Raw genomic sequence first — 13,964 nt, forward strand, 5'->3', positions numbered from 1 at the left:
TGGAACTTACTCAGCCATAACCGGTTTCACCCTATGGTGTGGTTGGGCCGTGACGCGATGTTTAAGCACAAAACAGGCGACGATGCCAAAGCATGCCATCACGACGGTGTAACCAAAATAAAGCTGGTAACCGGTTTCCTGGTTGGGGGCGTAGTCCATAATGTAGCCGTTAATCAACGGGATAAAGATATCTGGGCAATAGCCCACCGCAGAAATCACCCCGATTGCCAGGCCGAGTTTGTTTTCTGGCACCTTCAGATTTTCAATAATCGCCCAATACAGACCACGTACTGCGTAAGTCAGTAGGCCGACGAACAGAATAAAGAACACACAGAAGCCAATCACGACGTTTGAAGGTAATTGCGTTGCAGGGATACAGATAAGGCCGACAAGCCCAAGCGCGCTAAGTATTAATGCGTAGGTTAATACCCTGATATTGCCCAGTTTGTCCCCCAGGAATCCACCGGCGACCCCGCCAATCGGGCGCAACCACAGTTTGATGGTGGTAATCGTCCCCGCCATCACGGCGGTGAAGCCCCAGCCACCGGCTTGCAGATAGCCCGAAAAGCTGTAGGTAGACCAGAATAAGTGATAGCCAGAGGAGATGATGATGGCGATCAGCCACACTTCAGGTTGCCGCAGGATAAACCCCAAATCCTTAATAACGTTTTTATGGCTGGTTTTAGGCTGTTTCTCCTCTGTTGTACTCGGCAGATTGCCTTCAAACCAGATGCAGACAAAACAGACGATGGCCAACGCAATACAGAACCAGGAATACATGTGAATAACGTAGACCAATCCCTGCACCACATTTTTGTCATTCGGGCCAACCGTAACCGAGAAAATAAATAACGCAATGCTCGCCAGGATCGATTCCACTAAACCACGGCCACCGTCGTAAATACCGTAAAATCGCCCGGCTTCATTTTTGGCCGCAAGCAGCTTAATGCGCTTCATCACCGCTCCCCAGAAGGTCAAACCGGTGGTTACGCCCCAGCCAGAAAAAATGATGAGCAGCGCGGTGTAGGAGGGTAAGGTGCTGTACCACAGCCCCAGCAGCCCGGTCCCCAGCAGAGACAGGGTAATTAACTTCATCGGTTTTACTCTGTCTGCTAACCAACCGCTGGGCGTATAACAGATAAAGAATAAAAGCCCCATGATTGAATACAGTTCACCGAGTTGCACATTGGTAATATTAAAAGCGTGCAGCATGGTATCCTGATAAATCTGCCTTAAATATAACATCGGATATATTGCACCACCGGCAGCGGTCAGCAGCAAGATCTGCATATATCGGGTGCTATTCTTTACTTGCTCTGTCTTTATTGTATTTTCCATAATTGTCTACCTGTATGATGTCGGTTACCCTCTGACTCCCAAACGGCAAGGCGCCATCACTCAGGTATTTGTTTAATACCTGAGTGTTATACCGGCGTCGGCCGGGAGTGGGGATAGCGATGTATTTATCTTGCTTGTCTATTAAGGAAGCTATAAGCCTCAGACAGGAGTGGATCCGTGTAATTACGGACTTTTGTGTACACATTCTTATTAATGGCATCATAGTAAATATGATTGTCGTTATTCGGTGTGTACTTTTTCTTTATCTGTACCATTTCTTTTTTCGCCTGGTTAAAATCCTGCACTACGCCTAAACCAACAGCAGCACACATAGCAGCACCCAGGCAGGCCGAACTGTTAGCTTTTAGCGTGTAGGTCTCTTTACCAAACAGATCGCAGATAATCTGTACTAAAACATCACTTTTTGCACCGCCGCCAATAATGCGAATGCTGTTTATGTTCGATGCGGTTTCTTGCAACATGGCATCTATATTATTTTTTATCGTGTAGGCAATAGCCTCCAGAATAGAACGGTAAATATGGTACTTAGTATGTCGTTGATCAAAGCCAAGCATAATCCCTTTGCGGAATTGATGGCTCGGCGGGCTCAACCAGTCAAGAATAGTAATCAACCCTTCAGAGCCTGGCGCAATAGAGTCGGCAATACGGTTTAAAACATCTTCCTCACTGATGTTTTCCATCTCGGCAATTTTGCTGATATCTTCCCCGGCTAAATTTTTAAACCAGCTCACCGTCCACATACCACGCCGGATCCCGGTGGATTCATAGACATATTTAAACGGTTCACACGCCAGCGTTGGGAAAAAGCTCTCGGCATTAGAGTAGTAATCATGGCGATAGAGCATGGCTGAAATAAATGTCCCTAACGAGATCATGATTTCATTGGCATCGGTGATCCCAGCCCCCAATACTTCAACCGCCTTGTCATTGCCTGTAGCGAACACCTGGATAGCCGTGTTCAGGCCAAAACGCTCGGCCAGTTCTGCACGTAGCGGGCCGTAACTCTCACCGGGTTTGATCAGTTCAAACAGTTGGCTGCGTGTTAGCCCCTGGCGCTGAATTTCGGCGTCATCTGCCCACTGCAGAGTTTGCCAATTCATCGGCCAGTAAACTTCCTGATTGGAACAGCTGTCCTTAAAAGCACCGGTTAAGCGTAACCCAAGGTAACCGGAAGTGGTGGTGACATATTTCACCGCATCATTCTGGTGAACATAGGGTTGCGACATGCGCATATCCATCCAGCTAATAACCGGTTCAACCAGCTCACCGTTTTTACCCAGCAGAACTCGGCAGCAACGGATGGTACATAACCCAATTCCCACAATCTGCTGGCGATCGCCGGTAAATTTATTCAGGCAATTTTCTATCGCTCGCTGTAGGCTTTCCCAGAGATCTTCTCCTGGGTGGTAAACCACACCGGGGGCCGGTGTTTCGGTGTTCTGCAATTGATCGCTGCCATAACAGATTTCATTACCCTGTTGATCGAAAATACCCACCTTGGTACTTTGCGAGCCGCTATCAATACCCATGAATAGTTTTTTCATTATTCACTTCCATTATTTTTGATCTAGGTGGAGTGAGGGAATGATTAAATGTCGAGACGGCCTGAGTTGCAGCAGCGTTGAATACAACATCAGGCACGTCGGATATTACACAGACTCCTCGTTGAGGGATTTATCCGTGAAGATTACTCAAAAAAATGCTCTGTGCCAGGTTGTGGGTAAATACAACCAAAGTTCATGATGCCTTTCGGGTCATAAACCTGCTTCAGCCCTTGCAGAATATAATAGGCACTGCCATGTTCCTGCTCAGTCCATTGGTTACGATATTTACCAATACCGTGGTGGTGGCACATGGACCCGCCCAATTTCAGCGTTTCTTCTACAATAATGCGCTGGATAGGGTGGTGATAAATGCGCATTTCATCTTTCGGTTCGCAATGAATATTGTAGTTATAAACAAAGTACATATTGGTACCGTTGATATAGCTATGCGACGAGTGCCCGCCCAACATGGTGAGATCTTCACTCCGTTCAAATTCAGAGCGGATACGCTGGATCACGCGATCGTAGATTTTCGGGATCATTTCCCAGCTTGCGGAGATCTCCGTGGTGAAGCCGTCGTGCCGACTGTGATTCACCATGTCGCTGACTTCTTGCTCAATGCGCGCCTGGGACCAGTTGAGATGGTTGAACCAGTTTTCGATCAGTTGGCTTTTAACCGGTTTCAAGATCCCGGCCGCATGCTCAGCAATGATCTGATTGATGCCATCAATGGTGGCATTCACGATGCCGGAGGGCCCTTCCACCATAAAGATCAGAACGCATTTGCCTTCGTGGAAGGCGGAGAAATGCTGCGCGGCATCTTCTTCTGAGTAAACCCGTGCTACGGAAGGGCGGTAGCCTGCAACCATGACGTCACGCAGGATCTTGATCCCTGAAGCAACGTCTTTGATTAAGTGGCCGATAAAGCGGTTGTTCTCCGGGTAGAACTTGAACAGTTTCACCGTAACTTCGGTGATAAAACACAGGGTGCCTTCGTTACCAATCACCACATGGCGGATGTCCGGGCCGCCAGCACGGCGTGCAACACTCTTGATGCGCGAGATGTGCCCATCAGGGAAGACGCACTCCAAGCCGAGCACCATGTCCTCGATCCCGCCGTACAGAGTAGAAAACTGGCCGATACTGCGCGTGGCTACCAGCCCGCCATACTGTGCAACCGGTTTGGACTGCGGCGAATGGCCGGTTGTCAGCCCCTGCTTACGCGCTTCGTCTTCCAGCGTTTGCAGGCAAACCCCCGCTTGCACCGTAGCTTCCATATTGTAGCTGTCGATTTTGATGATTTTATTCAGGCGTGCCGAGTCAATCACCAGGGTATTGTCTTTCCAGTTTTCCAGGCCACCTTCGGTTGCCGTTTTGCCACTTCTCGGGATAACGTTAATGGCGTTTTGATTACAGAATTGAAGTATTTCCGCCACCTCGGTGGCACTTTCTGGCAGCACAATAGCCGTAGGGAGCGGCACATTAAGTTGCTCTTTGGCCTTGGCATATTTTTTATATCTGTCGGCTGCTGCATCATATAATTTTGCATGATCGGTCACGATCTGATCGGCTTTCAGCAGATGACGCAATTGCTCTAATGTTTCGTGCTTGTTCATAATTACCCTTATCATCATTGATTAACGCACTAAAAAGCCACCATCAACCGCTATTACTGAGCCGTTAACATAATTAGAGGCATCGGAAGCCAAAAAGACCGCTGTTCCCATCAGGTCGGCAATATTTCCCCAACGATTAGCCGCAATATGCGAAAGCACTCGTTTATTAGCTTCTGGATCTGAACGTGTCTTTTCAGTTAATGGTGTTGCATAATATCCAGGTGCAATAGCGGTAACCTGAATGTTGAATTGTGCCAGTTCATCACAATAGGCTTTGGTCAACCCGACAATACCGTGTTTGCTGGCTGAATATGCCGGTGACCACTGCCCGCCCAAGTACGAGAACATGGAGGCGATGTTGATAATTTTCCCGCTGCGTTGGGGAATCAGATATTTGGCAACTTCGTGTGACATTTCAAATGCGGCACTCAGGTTGAGTGCGATCATTTTGTCCCACTGCACGCGGGTAAATTTAAGGACATCGGGCTCGTTAATACACATTCCGGCGTTGTTAACCAGTATGTCGATGCGGCCAAAGCGTGCGGCTACTTTGTCGATTGCCTGCTGCGGTTCTCCTTCACGGGTAATGTCAGCAAGAATAAACTGATAATCCACTCCGCACTCTTCCACTAAACGCCGTGTTTCCCCTTCGTCGTCTGCAATCGCAATCACCGCTACATTGGCCCCGGCTTTGGCAAATGCGACGCTGTATGCCTGGCCCAACCCGCTGTTACCTCCTGTGACAATCGCTGTTTTTCCCTTTAAAGAGAACAGGTTCAAACTGAAGTCTGTGATTTTTTCCAACATGATCGTTTCCTGATGATTTTTAACATTTAACTTTCATTAACCCTGATCCTGGGTAACATTTATACCGATTATTTTCCATAAAACTATGCTTTAGATCCATTTTGTGGAAAATTATTTAAATTAAATTCCTATTGGCTGTTTTTTTGAATTTATTTGGACTTTTGTTTTATTAAATTTAATTTAAATGGATTTTAATTCTTAATTTATGTGATTGTATGGATATTTTGTTTGTCATAACGTGGTTTTTAAGGCTGTAACCGAGGGGGAATTCTGTAGAGGTGGTTATATCTTCGGCAAGCGGGGTACTCATCTGGAGGTTTTTCTCGTACCATTGGGCCGGGATGATGATTAGGGTGAACATCGGAAACAAATCATGATAAAAATCGATTACAACAATTTGAATACCTTGGAAAAAAAACTATTAGACAGTACCAAAGAGTGTATTCAGCATAACTCAAAGATCTCCATTACCGAGCTCAGTACCCAGTTCGATGTTTCAACTTCAAAGATATCCAAATTTGTGAGAAAGCTAGGGTTTGAATCTTTTAAGCAATATAAAAAATTTATTATCAGCGAGCATAATAATGCCCCCCCAGAAAGGCCATCGAGTGAACTACAGCGCATCTCAGACTATGTTGCCAATTTTGATGACCATCTCGCTTATGAATTTTGGATGAAAATAAAAGACTGCAATAAGTTGATTATCTATGGACTAGGCCCTTCATTTATTTGTGCTGATTATTTTGCCTATCGGTTGCGTATTTTTTCTGATGTTTTTTCGTTAGCAACTAATGAAGTCACCACGCTCAGGAATTCTGACAGTAAGGACACGAAGCTACTGGTGTTATCTACCACGGGATTATTCAAGTCTTTTGATGAAGAGCTCTCAGGATTGAATTACAAAGAGGTGATCTTCTTATTTGAAGAGTTTCGCTATTTCCCTAAATTACAACAGCATACGCTTTTTTATCTGACCAATAGCGGTGGTAACAGTGCGCTTAAACCCTATGAGAAATCGAGAACGTTGTTTTTTATTTTCTTGGAAGAGGTTATACAAAAATTCAAACCGCCTAGTTAGTTCGCTGTTGGCATATATCCGTTATGCTGCAAGTTGCAGGTAGTAAACATCCCTGCAACTCGCATTGCTACAGTGCAAATATTTTATTTCATTGAATGCAGACCGATCACATTGCCTTCGGTGTCTTTTGCGATCGTAATAAAGCCGTTTTCGCCGATAGAAAACTTGGCGCGCAAGATTTCGCCGCCGTTAGGCACAATTCGCGCCTCTTCTACGGCGCAATCTTCACAAATAAAGTACACCATGGTGCCACCAGGCCCTGGCGTAACGCCGTCCATTTTAGCCAGCGCACCACCAGCTCCTTCGCTCCCACCCTGGTAAGGGAATAACCAGTAATCCATTTCCTCGCTTGGCATCTTTTCAAGCTGAGTGTTGAAAACCGACTCGTAGAATTTTTTAGCACGTGACATATCGGCAACATAAATCTCAAACCAACCAACGATATTCGTTTTCATGGCACTTTCCTTTAGGGTTTTGATCGACTTGTTTTCTGGCAAGGATTGTCACTAATAATGTATGTTTATACAGTGATCTGGATCATGTAATCAGTACAAATTATGTACATTTTACCTGCGGTGATTCCACTCGTCTTTGGTGATCTCCCAAATCTCGGTTTCCATACGACCACCAACAAAATCAGCCCATTGGGTGGCAACTACGCGCATGCCATTGCGTTCTGATATGCGCCTCGAAGCCAGGTTGGCTTTCGCTTTGGGTACGCGTAACACGGGTTTATCAAGCTGATTGAACCAGAAATCGGTAACGGCCTCACTGGCTTCGCTCATTAATCCCTTACCCTGAAATGCCGCTGTCAGCCAGAACCCACGGTTGGCATTAGGTGTGTCACAAAGATTGATAACGCCAATTAAGTGGTCAGGATCTTCTTGGAGCCGAAGGGACCAATACCAGCCAGAGTTTTTCTCCATACTGGGTAAGGCGATCTCTTGGATAAACTGCCGTGCAGCGCCTTCGGGATAAGGCCAAGGGACTTGACTGGTGATGTATTTGACGATTTCCCACTGGGGGAACAGCCGCTGAATATCTTCCGAGTCTGATAGTTCAAGTGGCGGCAATATCAGCCTGTGGGTTTTTAACGTCGGAACAGCATGTTTTCTCTCTGTTTTCATCAGTCATTGCTCCTTGAAACTCATGCGGCGTACCGTTTACTGGCATTTATGCCCTCCTTGTCACAAGCCTGACAAGGAGGCTGCGTTACTTGCGTGCCAGCAAAGTTGCAAAGCGCAGCTTGATACGGTGACCTGCGGCATCCGTTTTGTGCAGTTCGCCGGGGTTTTCATTGTATTTAATGATTTCCCAATCCTGGTAATAATTCCGCAGTTCGTCGGGTTTGAAGGTAAAAGGAAACGGCATTGAGCATGGGTAATCCGGTGTGTCCATGGCGGCGACGATCAGGTTGTAACCCCCTTTCACCGTGCTGTCTTGCATATTACGCACGATTGCCGGGATCTGCTCAGGGTGCAGGAACATGAACACCACGGTTGAAAGAATAAAATCGTATTGGCCGCTGAAGCGATGGGTATTGAGATCCTGCTCGCTGGCGGTGATATGGTGCAACTGTTCACTGTCGATGATTTGCTTCAAACGGGCCACAGCCAGCGGGTTCTTATCCCAGGCGGTTACCGCAAAACCTTTCATATTGAGGTAGAGTGCGTTACGTCCGCTGCCACAGCCCAGGTCCAGAACCCTGCCGGGCGTGATCTGTTGTGCCGCCGCAATCACTTCAGAGTGGGTGGGGGTCAGAGAATACTTTTGGCTGTAGTAGTCTTCCGGTAAAGCGTGATTTGTCGCCTGATGGTTCATCGTCGTCATCCTGTTTTATATGTTGCATATAAAATACATCTTTATTGCAGGGTTGACCAGACTTCTGCTGGCCAACCCTGCTCTCCATGAAAAAGATGAGACTGAACCTTATGGAAATCATGCTCCAGGCTGTGGATCGTGCTGGCCAAAGTTGAAGCGGTTGCAGCGCTGGCAAAATTCTTTCATGGCCGATGGTGCATCCATCATCGGCAATTTTACCTCAATAAAGGCCAGTCTATCCTGCCTTGAAGCCTGTTCCAGCGCCATTTCCAATTGCTGACTGGTCTCAACCGCTACACAGAACGGCGTGGCCTGGTGGTTCAGCACGGCTGGCAGTTTGGCATAATCCCATGAGCCGATATCGTTATAAGACGATAACTCGCCAAGGATATAGCGCTCAATGGTGTACCCCTCATTATTGATCAGAAAGATAATCGGTTTCAGATTGCAACGCAGCAAGGTAGACACCTCCTGCGCAGTAAATTGGAATGAGCCATCACCGATAAATAGCAACTGCCGGCGTGCAGGGGCCGCCATCAGGGTGCCGAGCAGTGCAGGCAAGGTGTAGCCGATCGATCCCCAAATGGGCTGATTCACTACCGTTATGCCATCCGGCATACGCATAGCACCCACGGCTGCGCCGGAGGTACCGTTCTCAACCACCAGTACATCATCCGCCTGAATAAAGTGGTTGATACGCTGCCAGAAATAAGCCTGATCGAGTGCGGTATCGCTGGGAATCGCCAATCTTCGCTGCGCTTTTGGCAGAACCGCCTGCGCTGGGGCGTTTGTCTCCTCAGCCAGTTCCAGCAGCGTTTGCAGCACATCTGCCGTTGTCACCGTCGGGTATAAAGTACCATCCAGTCGCAATGAGTAGGGCTGGATGTCTACCACCGCCTGCATGGGGATTTGCTGGCTGAAATAACCGGTGGTGGAATCGACCAGGCGTGTGCCAAAGCTGAGCACGCAGTCGGCCTGAGCCAGCTTTTCGAACAGCGCAGGGGAGGAGAGATCGCCGCTGTAGCCCCCTTGCCAGCCCGGCGTGCTTTCTGGAATGACGCATTTTGCCGTGGGCATGTTGGTTAATGGAATGGCAAATTTATGAGCTACCGCAAGCACCAGTGGTTGGAGCCGAAAACGATCGACCATCTGGTCGATCAGGATCATTGGCCGCTGTGCCTGCTGAATGCGTTGCAATAAGGCTGCTGCTGCCATGCGTAACTTCTGGGGATCGCTGCAGGGTAAACGTAGTGGGAGAAAGTCGTCTACCTCGATCTCGAAGTTGTGAATGTCGGAAGGCAATTGCAGATAAACCGGTTTTTTCTGTTGCCAGCCGGTGGACAATACGCGCGGGATCTCATTGGCCGCATTTTCCGGGGTGATCAGCGCCTGCGCCACGGTGAATTGCTTAAAGCAGTTCATGACATTATCAAAATTGCCGTCTGCCAATGAGTGATGCACCAGAGCCCGGTTTTTCATGGCGTGCAGCGGTGGTGTGCCAGCGAGGCAGATAACCGGGGCTGATTCCGCATAAGCTCCGGCAATGCCAGAGAGCGCGGCCAGATCGCCCACCCCGTAGGTGGTGATTAACGCGCCCGCCCCGTTGAGCCGGGCATAGCCATCGGCTGCGTAAGCGGCATTCAGCTCATTACAGTTACCGATAAATTCAACGCTGGCGTCATGCTCAATCAATTCCAGCAGAGCCAGGTTGTAATCACCGGGCACGCCATAGAGATGTCTGATGCGCAGGGCACGCAGTTGCTGCAGGAGGAATGCACCTATGGTTATTTTCATTACGGCTCCACATTCACATTAATTTTTTTGTTATTTAAAGGAACAGGGCAGAGATCGACCGGCGATGTTGTTCCTTTAGGCGTTGAACATGCGAGAGTCAGAACAGCCTGAGAATCAGTGTTAACAGTTGGTTAAAATAGGGCGTTGTTCAAGCCTGCCCGGCTTGCTGGTCGGGAGCCTGCCGTATCCGGGGGTTTACGCTTTGCAAGATGGGGGCGGTGGGGCGAATAAAGACGGTGAGCACTTTTCCTGAGAGGGTATTCTGAGACAACTTGCAGAATGGCCGGGTTTGGGACAGATAGCGTCTACTGAGGCAGGTGCTCAACCGGTATTTCTCACGTGAGCCTTCAGCTATTTGAATCATCAAGAGAAAATGGGTAATAGCAGATAAAGGTAAATGACCTCTTTTGGGTGTTTCTAACCGCAGAAACAAGCAGATTCAATAACATACCTGATGTATGACTTCCTTTTCTTGAGCCATTGCCATGAGTGGCACCGTGGCTTTACATGCTGGGCCGCAAAAAATTATAATATCATTCATTTGTATAAGGATAATGTAACTTTTTCTTTCAGAAAAAATGTTAAAAATTTGCAATAATCCATTGATATATAAGCGTAAGAAAAAGAGTTTTCTGACGGACAATCTGGTGGAAAATGAGTAGATTAGCTGTGTTTTTTTACAGAAAACAGACCCGGAGGTGGAGGTAAACCAAACTTCAATAAGCGGGTATAAAAGGCGCGGTGCCAGTACGATACGGCTTGATCTCGGCATAGCGATCGGTAAAAATCCCCCGCTTATTTTTATGGGAGCTTGATAATGTATTTTGAAAGGACTCTTTCGGCATGTTCGCTGGCGTTGTTATTTTCTGCACTGCCTTCTTACGCTGAGGTTGGTACAGAAAGTAACAGCACAACGGCAGAAGAACAGAGTTTGTGGGGGCGTTTTAAGAGTAACGTTGCCGAAACCTGGAACGATTCGCCGAACAAAGAACTCTACCTGCCTGCGATCACCTGGCATAACCGCTGGACTTACTCGCAGGAAAAGATCGATAGCTACAATGAACGTCCGTGGGGGCTGGGGTACGGTATCTCGCGCTTTGACGCAGACGGTGACTGGCACACCATCTACTTTATGATGTTCAAAGATTCGTTCAACAAGTGGGAACCGATCGGTGGCTATGCCTATGAGAATATCTGGCGGCCAATTGAGGGCGAGGATTTTCGCCTTGGCCTCGGTTTTACCGCCAGCATCACCGCGCGCGATAACTGGAGCTATATTCCGCTCCCGGCTCCGTTGCCGATGGCTTCCATTGGTTATCAGCAGCTTACTTTCCAGGCAACCTACATTCCAGGTACCTACAACAACGGCAACGTGTTCTTTGCCTGGTTGCGCTGGCAGTTTTGATTTGAGCTGAATCGTTAAGGTTCAGAACTCACTGTCGCTAATCGGGTGATAGAGTTCTGAATCTTCTCCCGATAATTTTAACGATAATTGCCCGCCCTGATGTTCAGCCACGGAAAGGGTTGCCGAACGGAAACTGCAACCGCTTTTGAGATCCTTGGCTTTCATCACGTATTCCCCTGCCGCATCCATTTTGACCGTGAAACTGCCAGCAGCGGGGATAAACACCTCCGCAGGCTGCTGCGGTGCCAAGGTATTCTCCAGTTTGACCAGAATGGCAAAAGCGTTTTGCCGGTTATCCAGCGTGAACTCGCGCAGGGAACTGCCCGCTGGCCATTGGGGCTGTTGCAGATAACCGGCAGCAGTCGGCCAGGGTTGCCCTTGATTATCGAGCAGTGGCCCACCGCAATGTTCACGAGCCTCTCGTAAAGGCACTTCGCGCGGGATCTGGTAATTCTTCGGTGTGGTAAGCGCCACTGTTTCTTGGTGTTGCTGTGTGTACAGATGGCGCTTGGCGGCAAAAATGCTCGCAGCAACCAACATAAAAAAGATCAGTATCGTCAGGCGATTTCTGAAGATGGGGGCAAACAGCCTGCCAGGAAGTTGAAATAGCCAACTGGCGATTCTCAATAACATCACTCTCCCCTTGCGCCTGATGGGTTACGCCTGCACTGACACCCGTTTTTCCAGTATAGCCAACATCCTGCTTGGCTAAATTGGCTACGGAATTTTTTGTCAAACTGATGGGACGGTGGTGATCGTTTAATCGCTAAGAGGAAGCCATCATGGCAAAATTGCTGCCGAATGAACGTTTTTGCCCGCCATGGCCCACTGCGGGCATTCACCGTTTGAACCGCAGGTGGCGCGCAGTGGCGGTAACCTGCTCTACATTCCTTCAACCTCTGGAGAATGATGATGAAAATAGCCCATGTTGCGCTATGGACGCAGAATATTGAGGCGCAGGTTGCTTTTTGGCAGCGTTATTTCAACGGCGTTGCCGGAGAAGAGTATGTCAGCAAGAATCGCCCTGGTTTTGTTTCCCGCTTTGTCAGCCTGGCTTCTGGGCCAACGCTGGAGATCATGGCCGTTCCGGGTTTGCTGCCGGGCAAACCGGGTGAGGAGGGTATCGGTTGGGCGCACATAGCCATTTCATTGGGCAGTGAGGCCTTGGTGGACGAACTGGCACAGCGGGCAAAGCAGGATGGTATTTTGCGTGCCGCGCCGCGTTATACCGGCGATGGGTTCTATGAGGCGATCATTCAGGATCCTGACGGCAATGCCATCGAGATCACTGGCTGAACCCGCTTTTTCAAGTGGGTTAAACGGTTGTTGAATTAAGCAACGAACCAACCTGCTGGCTTGCTGTAATGGCGTTTGCTGATATTTACGCATCTTTACGGTGTAATTCATTGAAATGTCAGCAATCCTGTTACATATAATGGAACGTTGAGCCAAAAGGAGAACGTATGGGAATCAGTGAAGAAGAGTCGATCCGCCGTTTAACCTCCGAGAAAAATGCCGTAGGGAATTCGGCCAAATGGGTGGCGATTGTTTCAGCCGTTTATTTTATTTTGATGCTATTTTATGACCACCCTATTGGGGTGCTGGCCATGTCTGGGGCCATTTTTGTCGTTTCTTTCACTACCTGGTTGAAGAAACGCAGAAAGGTACAGGCTTACCTCACGGCGCTGGCAAAAATCAGCGACGATCAAGCCCCTTGAGCCCGGTACTATCGTCTGGCGGCAAAGGCATTAACATCACCAGTTTGAGCCCATGGTGCTCCGCAGGGTAAAAGGTGACCTGCTGATAATGCAGTTCCCCTCTGTATGGGTGGGTAAAAGCGCGGGCTCCCCCCTCGCGTGCCATAACGTCCTGCTGCTTCCACCAATGGTGAAAAGTCTGGCTGTTGTGCGTCATATTGCGCACAAAAGCGCGTATCTCTTCGGTTCCCTGGTGGTGGCTGGTTTCCGCTCGGAACTCTGCCACTACACGACGGGCACGATCTTCCCAATTGCTTACCAGTTTTTTTGCCTGCGGGTGGAAGAACATAAAATGTAGCAGGTTTGGTGTTTTGGCCTGTTGCAGCCAGCCGCTGAACAACTCTGCTGCCTGCTGATTCCAGGCCACCATATTCCAGGTGAGATCGAGCAGATAACAAGGCACGGTCATCTGGTGCACGCTGTGCAGGACGGCGGCATTCACCGTTTCCTGCTGTTGCTCCAACTCAGGATCGGCGATCCGTGCCAGCGTAAACAGGTAGTGACGTTCGGCATGGCCGAGCCGCAGCGCTTTGGCGATCCGCGCCAGCGTGTACGGTGAAATCGATACCTCGCGCCCCTGTTCGATCCAGGTATACCAGGTGGCACTGATGCCGCTGATTTGCGCCAGTTCCTCACGGCGCAAGCCGCTGGTGCGGCGGCGTGAAGCAGTGGGCAAGCCCAGCATTTCTGGCGTGACCCGTTCACGGTGCGCACGCAGAAAAGCGCCAAGGGCTTTTGGGCCGGATAAAGCATCTGATTCCATAGCGTGGTACCTAATCATAC

At 48.8% G+C, this 13,964-nt stretch carries 14 protein-coding genes; 4 read left to right on the top strand and 10 right to left on the bottom strand.

Annotated elements, in window-relative coordinates; translation table 11 throughout:
- Positions 1 to 6: 6 nt before the first annotated feature.
- The 4 genes from IV04_RS13455 to IV04_RS13470 form a co-directional block, all read right to left on the bottom strand.
- Positions 7 to 1,338, bottom strand: coding sequence for a nitrate/nitrite transporter (locus IV04_RS13455; RefSeq protein WP_072010888.1), 1,332 nt, complete (start codon positions 1,336 to 1,338; stop codon positions 7 to 9).
- Positions 1,339 to 1,463: 125 nt separating this feature from the next.
- Positions 1,464 to 2,903: an FGGY-family carbohydrate kinase gene (locus IV04_RS13460; protein WP_051916798.1), complete on the bottom strand. Its 1,440-nt coding sequence runs from the start codon at positions 2,901 to 2,903 to the stop codon at positions 1,464 to 1,466.
- A 143-nt stretch (positions 2,904 to 3,046) separates the two neighbouring features.
- Positions 3,047 to 4,519, bottom strand: coding sequence for an FAD-binding oxidoreductase (locus IV04_RS13465; RefSeq protein WP_152562879.1), 1,473 nt, complete (start codon positions 4,517 to 4,519; stop codon positions 3,047 to 3,049).
- 21 nt (positions 4,520 to 4,540) lie between these two features.
- Entirely contained in the window at positions 4,541 to 5,329 is a 789-nt protein-coding gene (locus IV04_RS13470; RefSeq protein WP_037394861.1) for an SDR family oxidoreductase, read from the bottom strand.
- Between the two features lie 370 nt (positions 5,330 to 5,699).
- Here IV04_RS13470 and IV04_RS13480 point away from each other — a divergent pair, with 370 nt between their 5' ends.
- Entirely contained in the window at positions 5,700 to 6,404 is a 705-nt protein-coding gene (locus IV04_RS13480; RefSeq protein ID WP_037394855.1) for a MurR/RpiR family transcriptional regulator, read from the top strand.
- Between the two features lie 83 nt (positions 6,405 to 6,487).
- Here IV04_RS13480 and IV04_RS13485 read toward each other — a convergent pair whose 3' ends face one another.
- The 4 genes from IV04_RS13485 to IV04_RS13500 all read right to left on the bottom strand — a co-directional run bounded on the left by IV04_RS13485 (position 6,488) and on the right by IV04_RS13500 (position 10,019).
- Positions 6,488 to 6,859: a VOC family protein gene (locus tag IV04_RS13485; protein WP_037394852.1), complete on the bottom strand. Its 372-nt coding sequence runs from the start codon at positions 6,857 to 6,859 to the stop codon at positions 6,488 to 6,490.
- 111 nt (positions 6,860 to 6,970) lie between these two features.
- Positions 6,971 to 7,531, bottom strand: a complete 561-nt coding sequence (locus IV04_RS13490) for a GNAT family N-acetyltransferase (protein WP_037394850.1) — start codon at positions 7,529 to 7,531, stop codon at positions 6,971 to 6,973.
- 85 nt (positions 7,532 to 7,616) lie between these two features.
- Positions 7,617 to 8,225: an SAM-dependent methyltransferase TehB gene (gene tehB / locus IV04_RS13495; protein WP_037394847.1), complete on the bottom strand. Its 609-nt coding sequence runs from the start codon at positions 8,223 to 8,225 to the stop codon at positions 7,617 to 7,619.
- Positions 8,226 to 8,342: 117 nt separating this feature from the next.
- Positions 8,343 to 10,019: an alpha-keto acid decarboxylase family protein gene (locus IV04_RS13500; protein ID WP_037394844.1), complete on the bottom strand. Its 1,677-nt coding sequence runs from the start codon at positions 10,017 to 10,019 to the stop codon at positions 8,343 to 8,345.
- A gap of 817 nt (positions 10,020 to 10,836) precedes the next feature.
- Between IV04_RS13500 and pagP the strand changes: the two genes are divergently transcribed.
- Positions 10,837 to 11,424 (top strand): lipid IV(A) palmitoyltransferase PagP, encoded by a 588-nt coding sequence (gene pagP / locus IV04_RS13505; RefSeq protein WP_037394841.1) that lies wholly within the window; start codon positions 10,837 to 10,839, stop codon positions 11,422 to 11,424.
- 21 nt (positions 11,425 to 11,445) lie between these two features.
- Here the strand turns inward: pagP and IV04_RS13510 are convergent, their stop codons facing one another.
- Complete coding sequence (locus IV04_RS13510) at positions 11,446 to 12,057, bottom strand: hypothetical protein (RefSeq protein ID WP_037394839.1); 612 nt, start codon at positions 12,055 to 12,057, stop codon at positions 11,446 to 11,448.
- 279 nt (positions 12,058 to 12,336) lie between these two features.
- Here IV04_RS13510 and IV04_RS13515 point away from each other — a divergent pair, with 279 nt between their 5' ends.
- Positions 12,337 to 12,720: a VOC family protein gene (locus tag IV04_RS13515; protein WP_037394836.1), complete on the top strand. Its 384-nt coding sequence runs from the start codon at positions 12,337 to 12,339 to the stop codon at positions 12,718 to 12,720.
- 167 nt (positions 12,721 to 12,887) lie between these two features.
- Entirely contained in the window at positions 12,888 to 13,142 is a 255-nt protein-coding gene (locus tag IV04_RS13520; RefSeq protein ID WP_037394833.1) for a hypothetical protein, read from the top strand.
- Here IV04_RS13520 and IV04_RS13525 read toward each other — a convergent pair.
- Positions 13,120 to 13,944: a helix-turn-helix transcriptional regulator gene (locus IV04_RS13525; protein WP_051916799.1), complete on the bottom strand. Its 825-nt coding sequence runs from the start codon at positions 13,942 to 13,944 to the stop codon at positions 13,120 to 13,122. The genes IV04_RS13520 and IV04_RS13525 overlap by 23 nt on opposite strands.
- Positions 13,945 to 13,964: the final 20 nt, after the last annotated feature.

It is taken from the genome of Serratia sp. Ag1 (genome assembly GCF_000743355.1).
Lineage (GTDB): Bacteria > Pseudomonadota > Gammaproteobacteria > Enterobacterales > Enterobacteriaceae > Chania.

What these genes read in the sequence shown, in the direction of transcription:
- IV04_RS13480 (WP_037394855.1), top strand. Translation starts at nt 5,700, where the DNA reads ATGATAAAAATCGATTACAACAATTTGAATACCTTGGAAAAAAAACTA.
- IV04_RS13515 (WP_037394836.1), top strand. Translation starts at nt 12,337, where the DNA reads ATGAAAATAGCCCATGTTGCGCTATGGACGCAGAATATTGAGGCGCAG.
- IV04_RS13455 (WP_072010888.1), bottom strand. Translation starts at nt 1,338, where the DNA reads ATGGAAAATACAATAAAGACAGAGCAAGTAAAGAATAGCACCCGATAT.
- IV04_RS13485 (WP_037394852.1), bottom strand. Translation starts at nt 6,859, where the DNA reads ATGAAAACGAATATCGTTGGTTGGTTTGAGATTTATGTTGCCGATATG.
- IV04_RS13500 (WP_037394844.1), bottom strand. Translation starts at nt 10,019, where the DNA reads ATGAAAATAACCATAGGTGCATTCCTCCTGCAGCAACTGCGTGCCCTG.
- IV04_RS13460 (WP_051916798.1), bottom strand. Translation starts at nt 2,903, where the DNA reads ATGAAAAAACTATTCATGGGTATTGATAGCGGCTCGCAAAGTACCAAG.
- IV04_RS13465 (WP_152562879.1), bottom strand. Translation starts at nt 4,519, where the DNA reads ATGAACAAGCACGAAACATTAGAGCAATTGCGTCATCTGCTGAAAGCC.
- tehB (WP_037394847.1), bottom strand. Translation starts at nt 8,225, where the DNA reads ATGAACCATCAGGCGACAAATCACGCTTTACCGGAAGACTACTACAGC.
- IV04_RS13510 (WP_037394839.1), bottom strand. Translation starts at nt 12,057, where the DNA reads ATGTTATTGAGAATCGCCAGTTGGCTATTTCAACTTCCTGGCAGGCTG.
- IV04_RS13490 (WP_037394850.1), bottom strand. Translation starts at nt 7,531, where the DNA reads ATGAAAACAGAGAGAAAACATGCTGTTCCGACGTTAAAAACCCACAGG.
- IV04_RS13525 (WP_051916799.1), bottom strand. Translation starts at nt 13,944, where the DNA reads ATGGAATCAGATGCTTTATCCGGCCCAAAAGCCCTTGGCGCTTTTCTG.
- IV04_RS13520 (WP_037394833.1), top strand. Translation starts at nt 12,888, where the DNA reads ATGGGAATCAGTGAAGAAGAGTCGATCCGCCGTTTAACCTCCGAGAAA.
- pagP (WP_037394841.1), top strand. Translation starts at nt 10,837, where the DNA reads ATGTATTTTGAAAGGACTCTTTCGGCATGTTCGCTGGCGTTGTTATTT.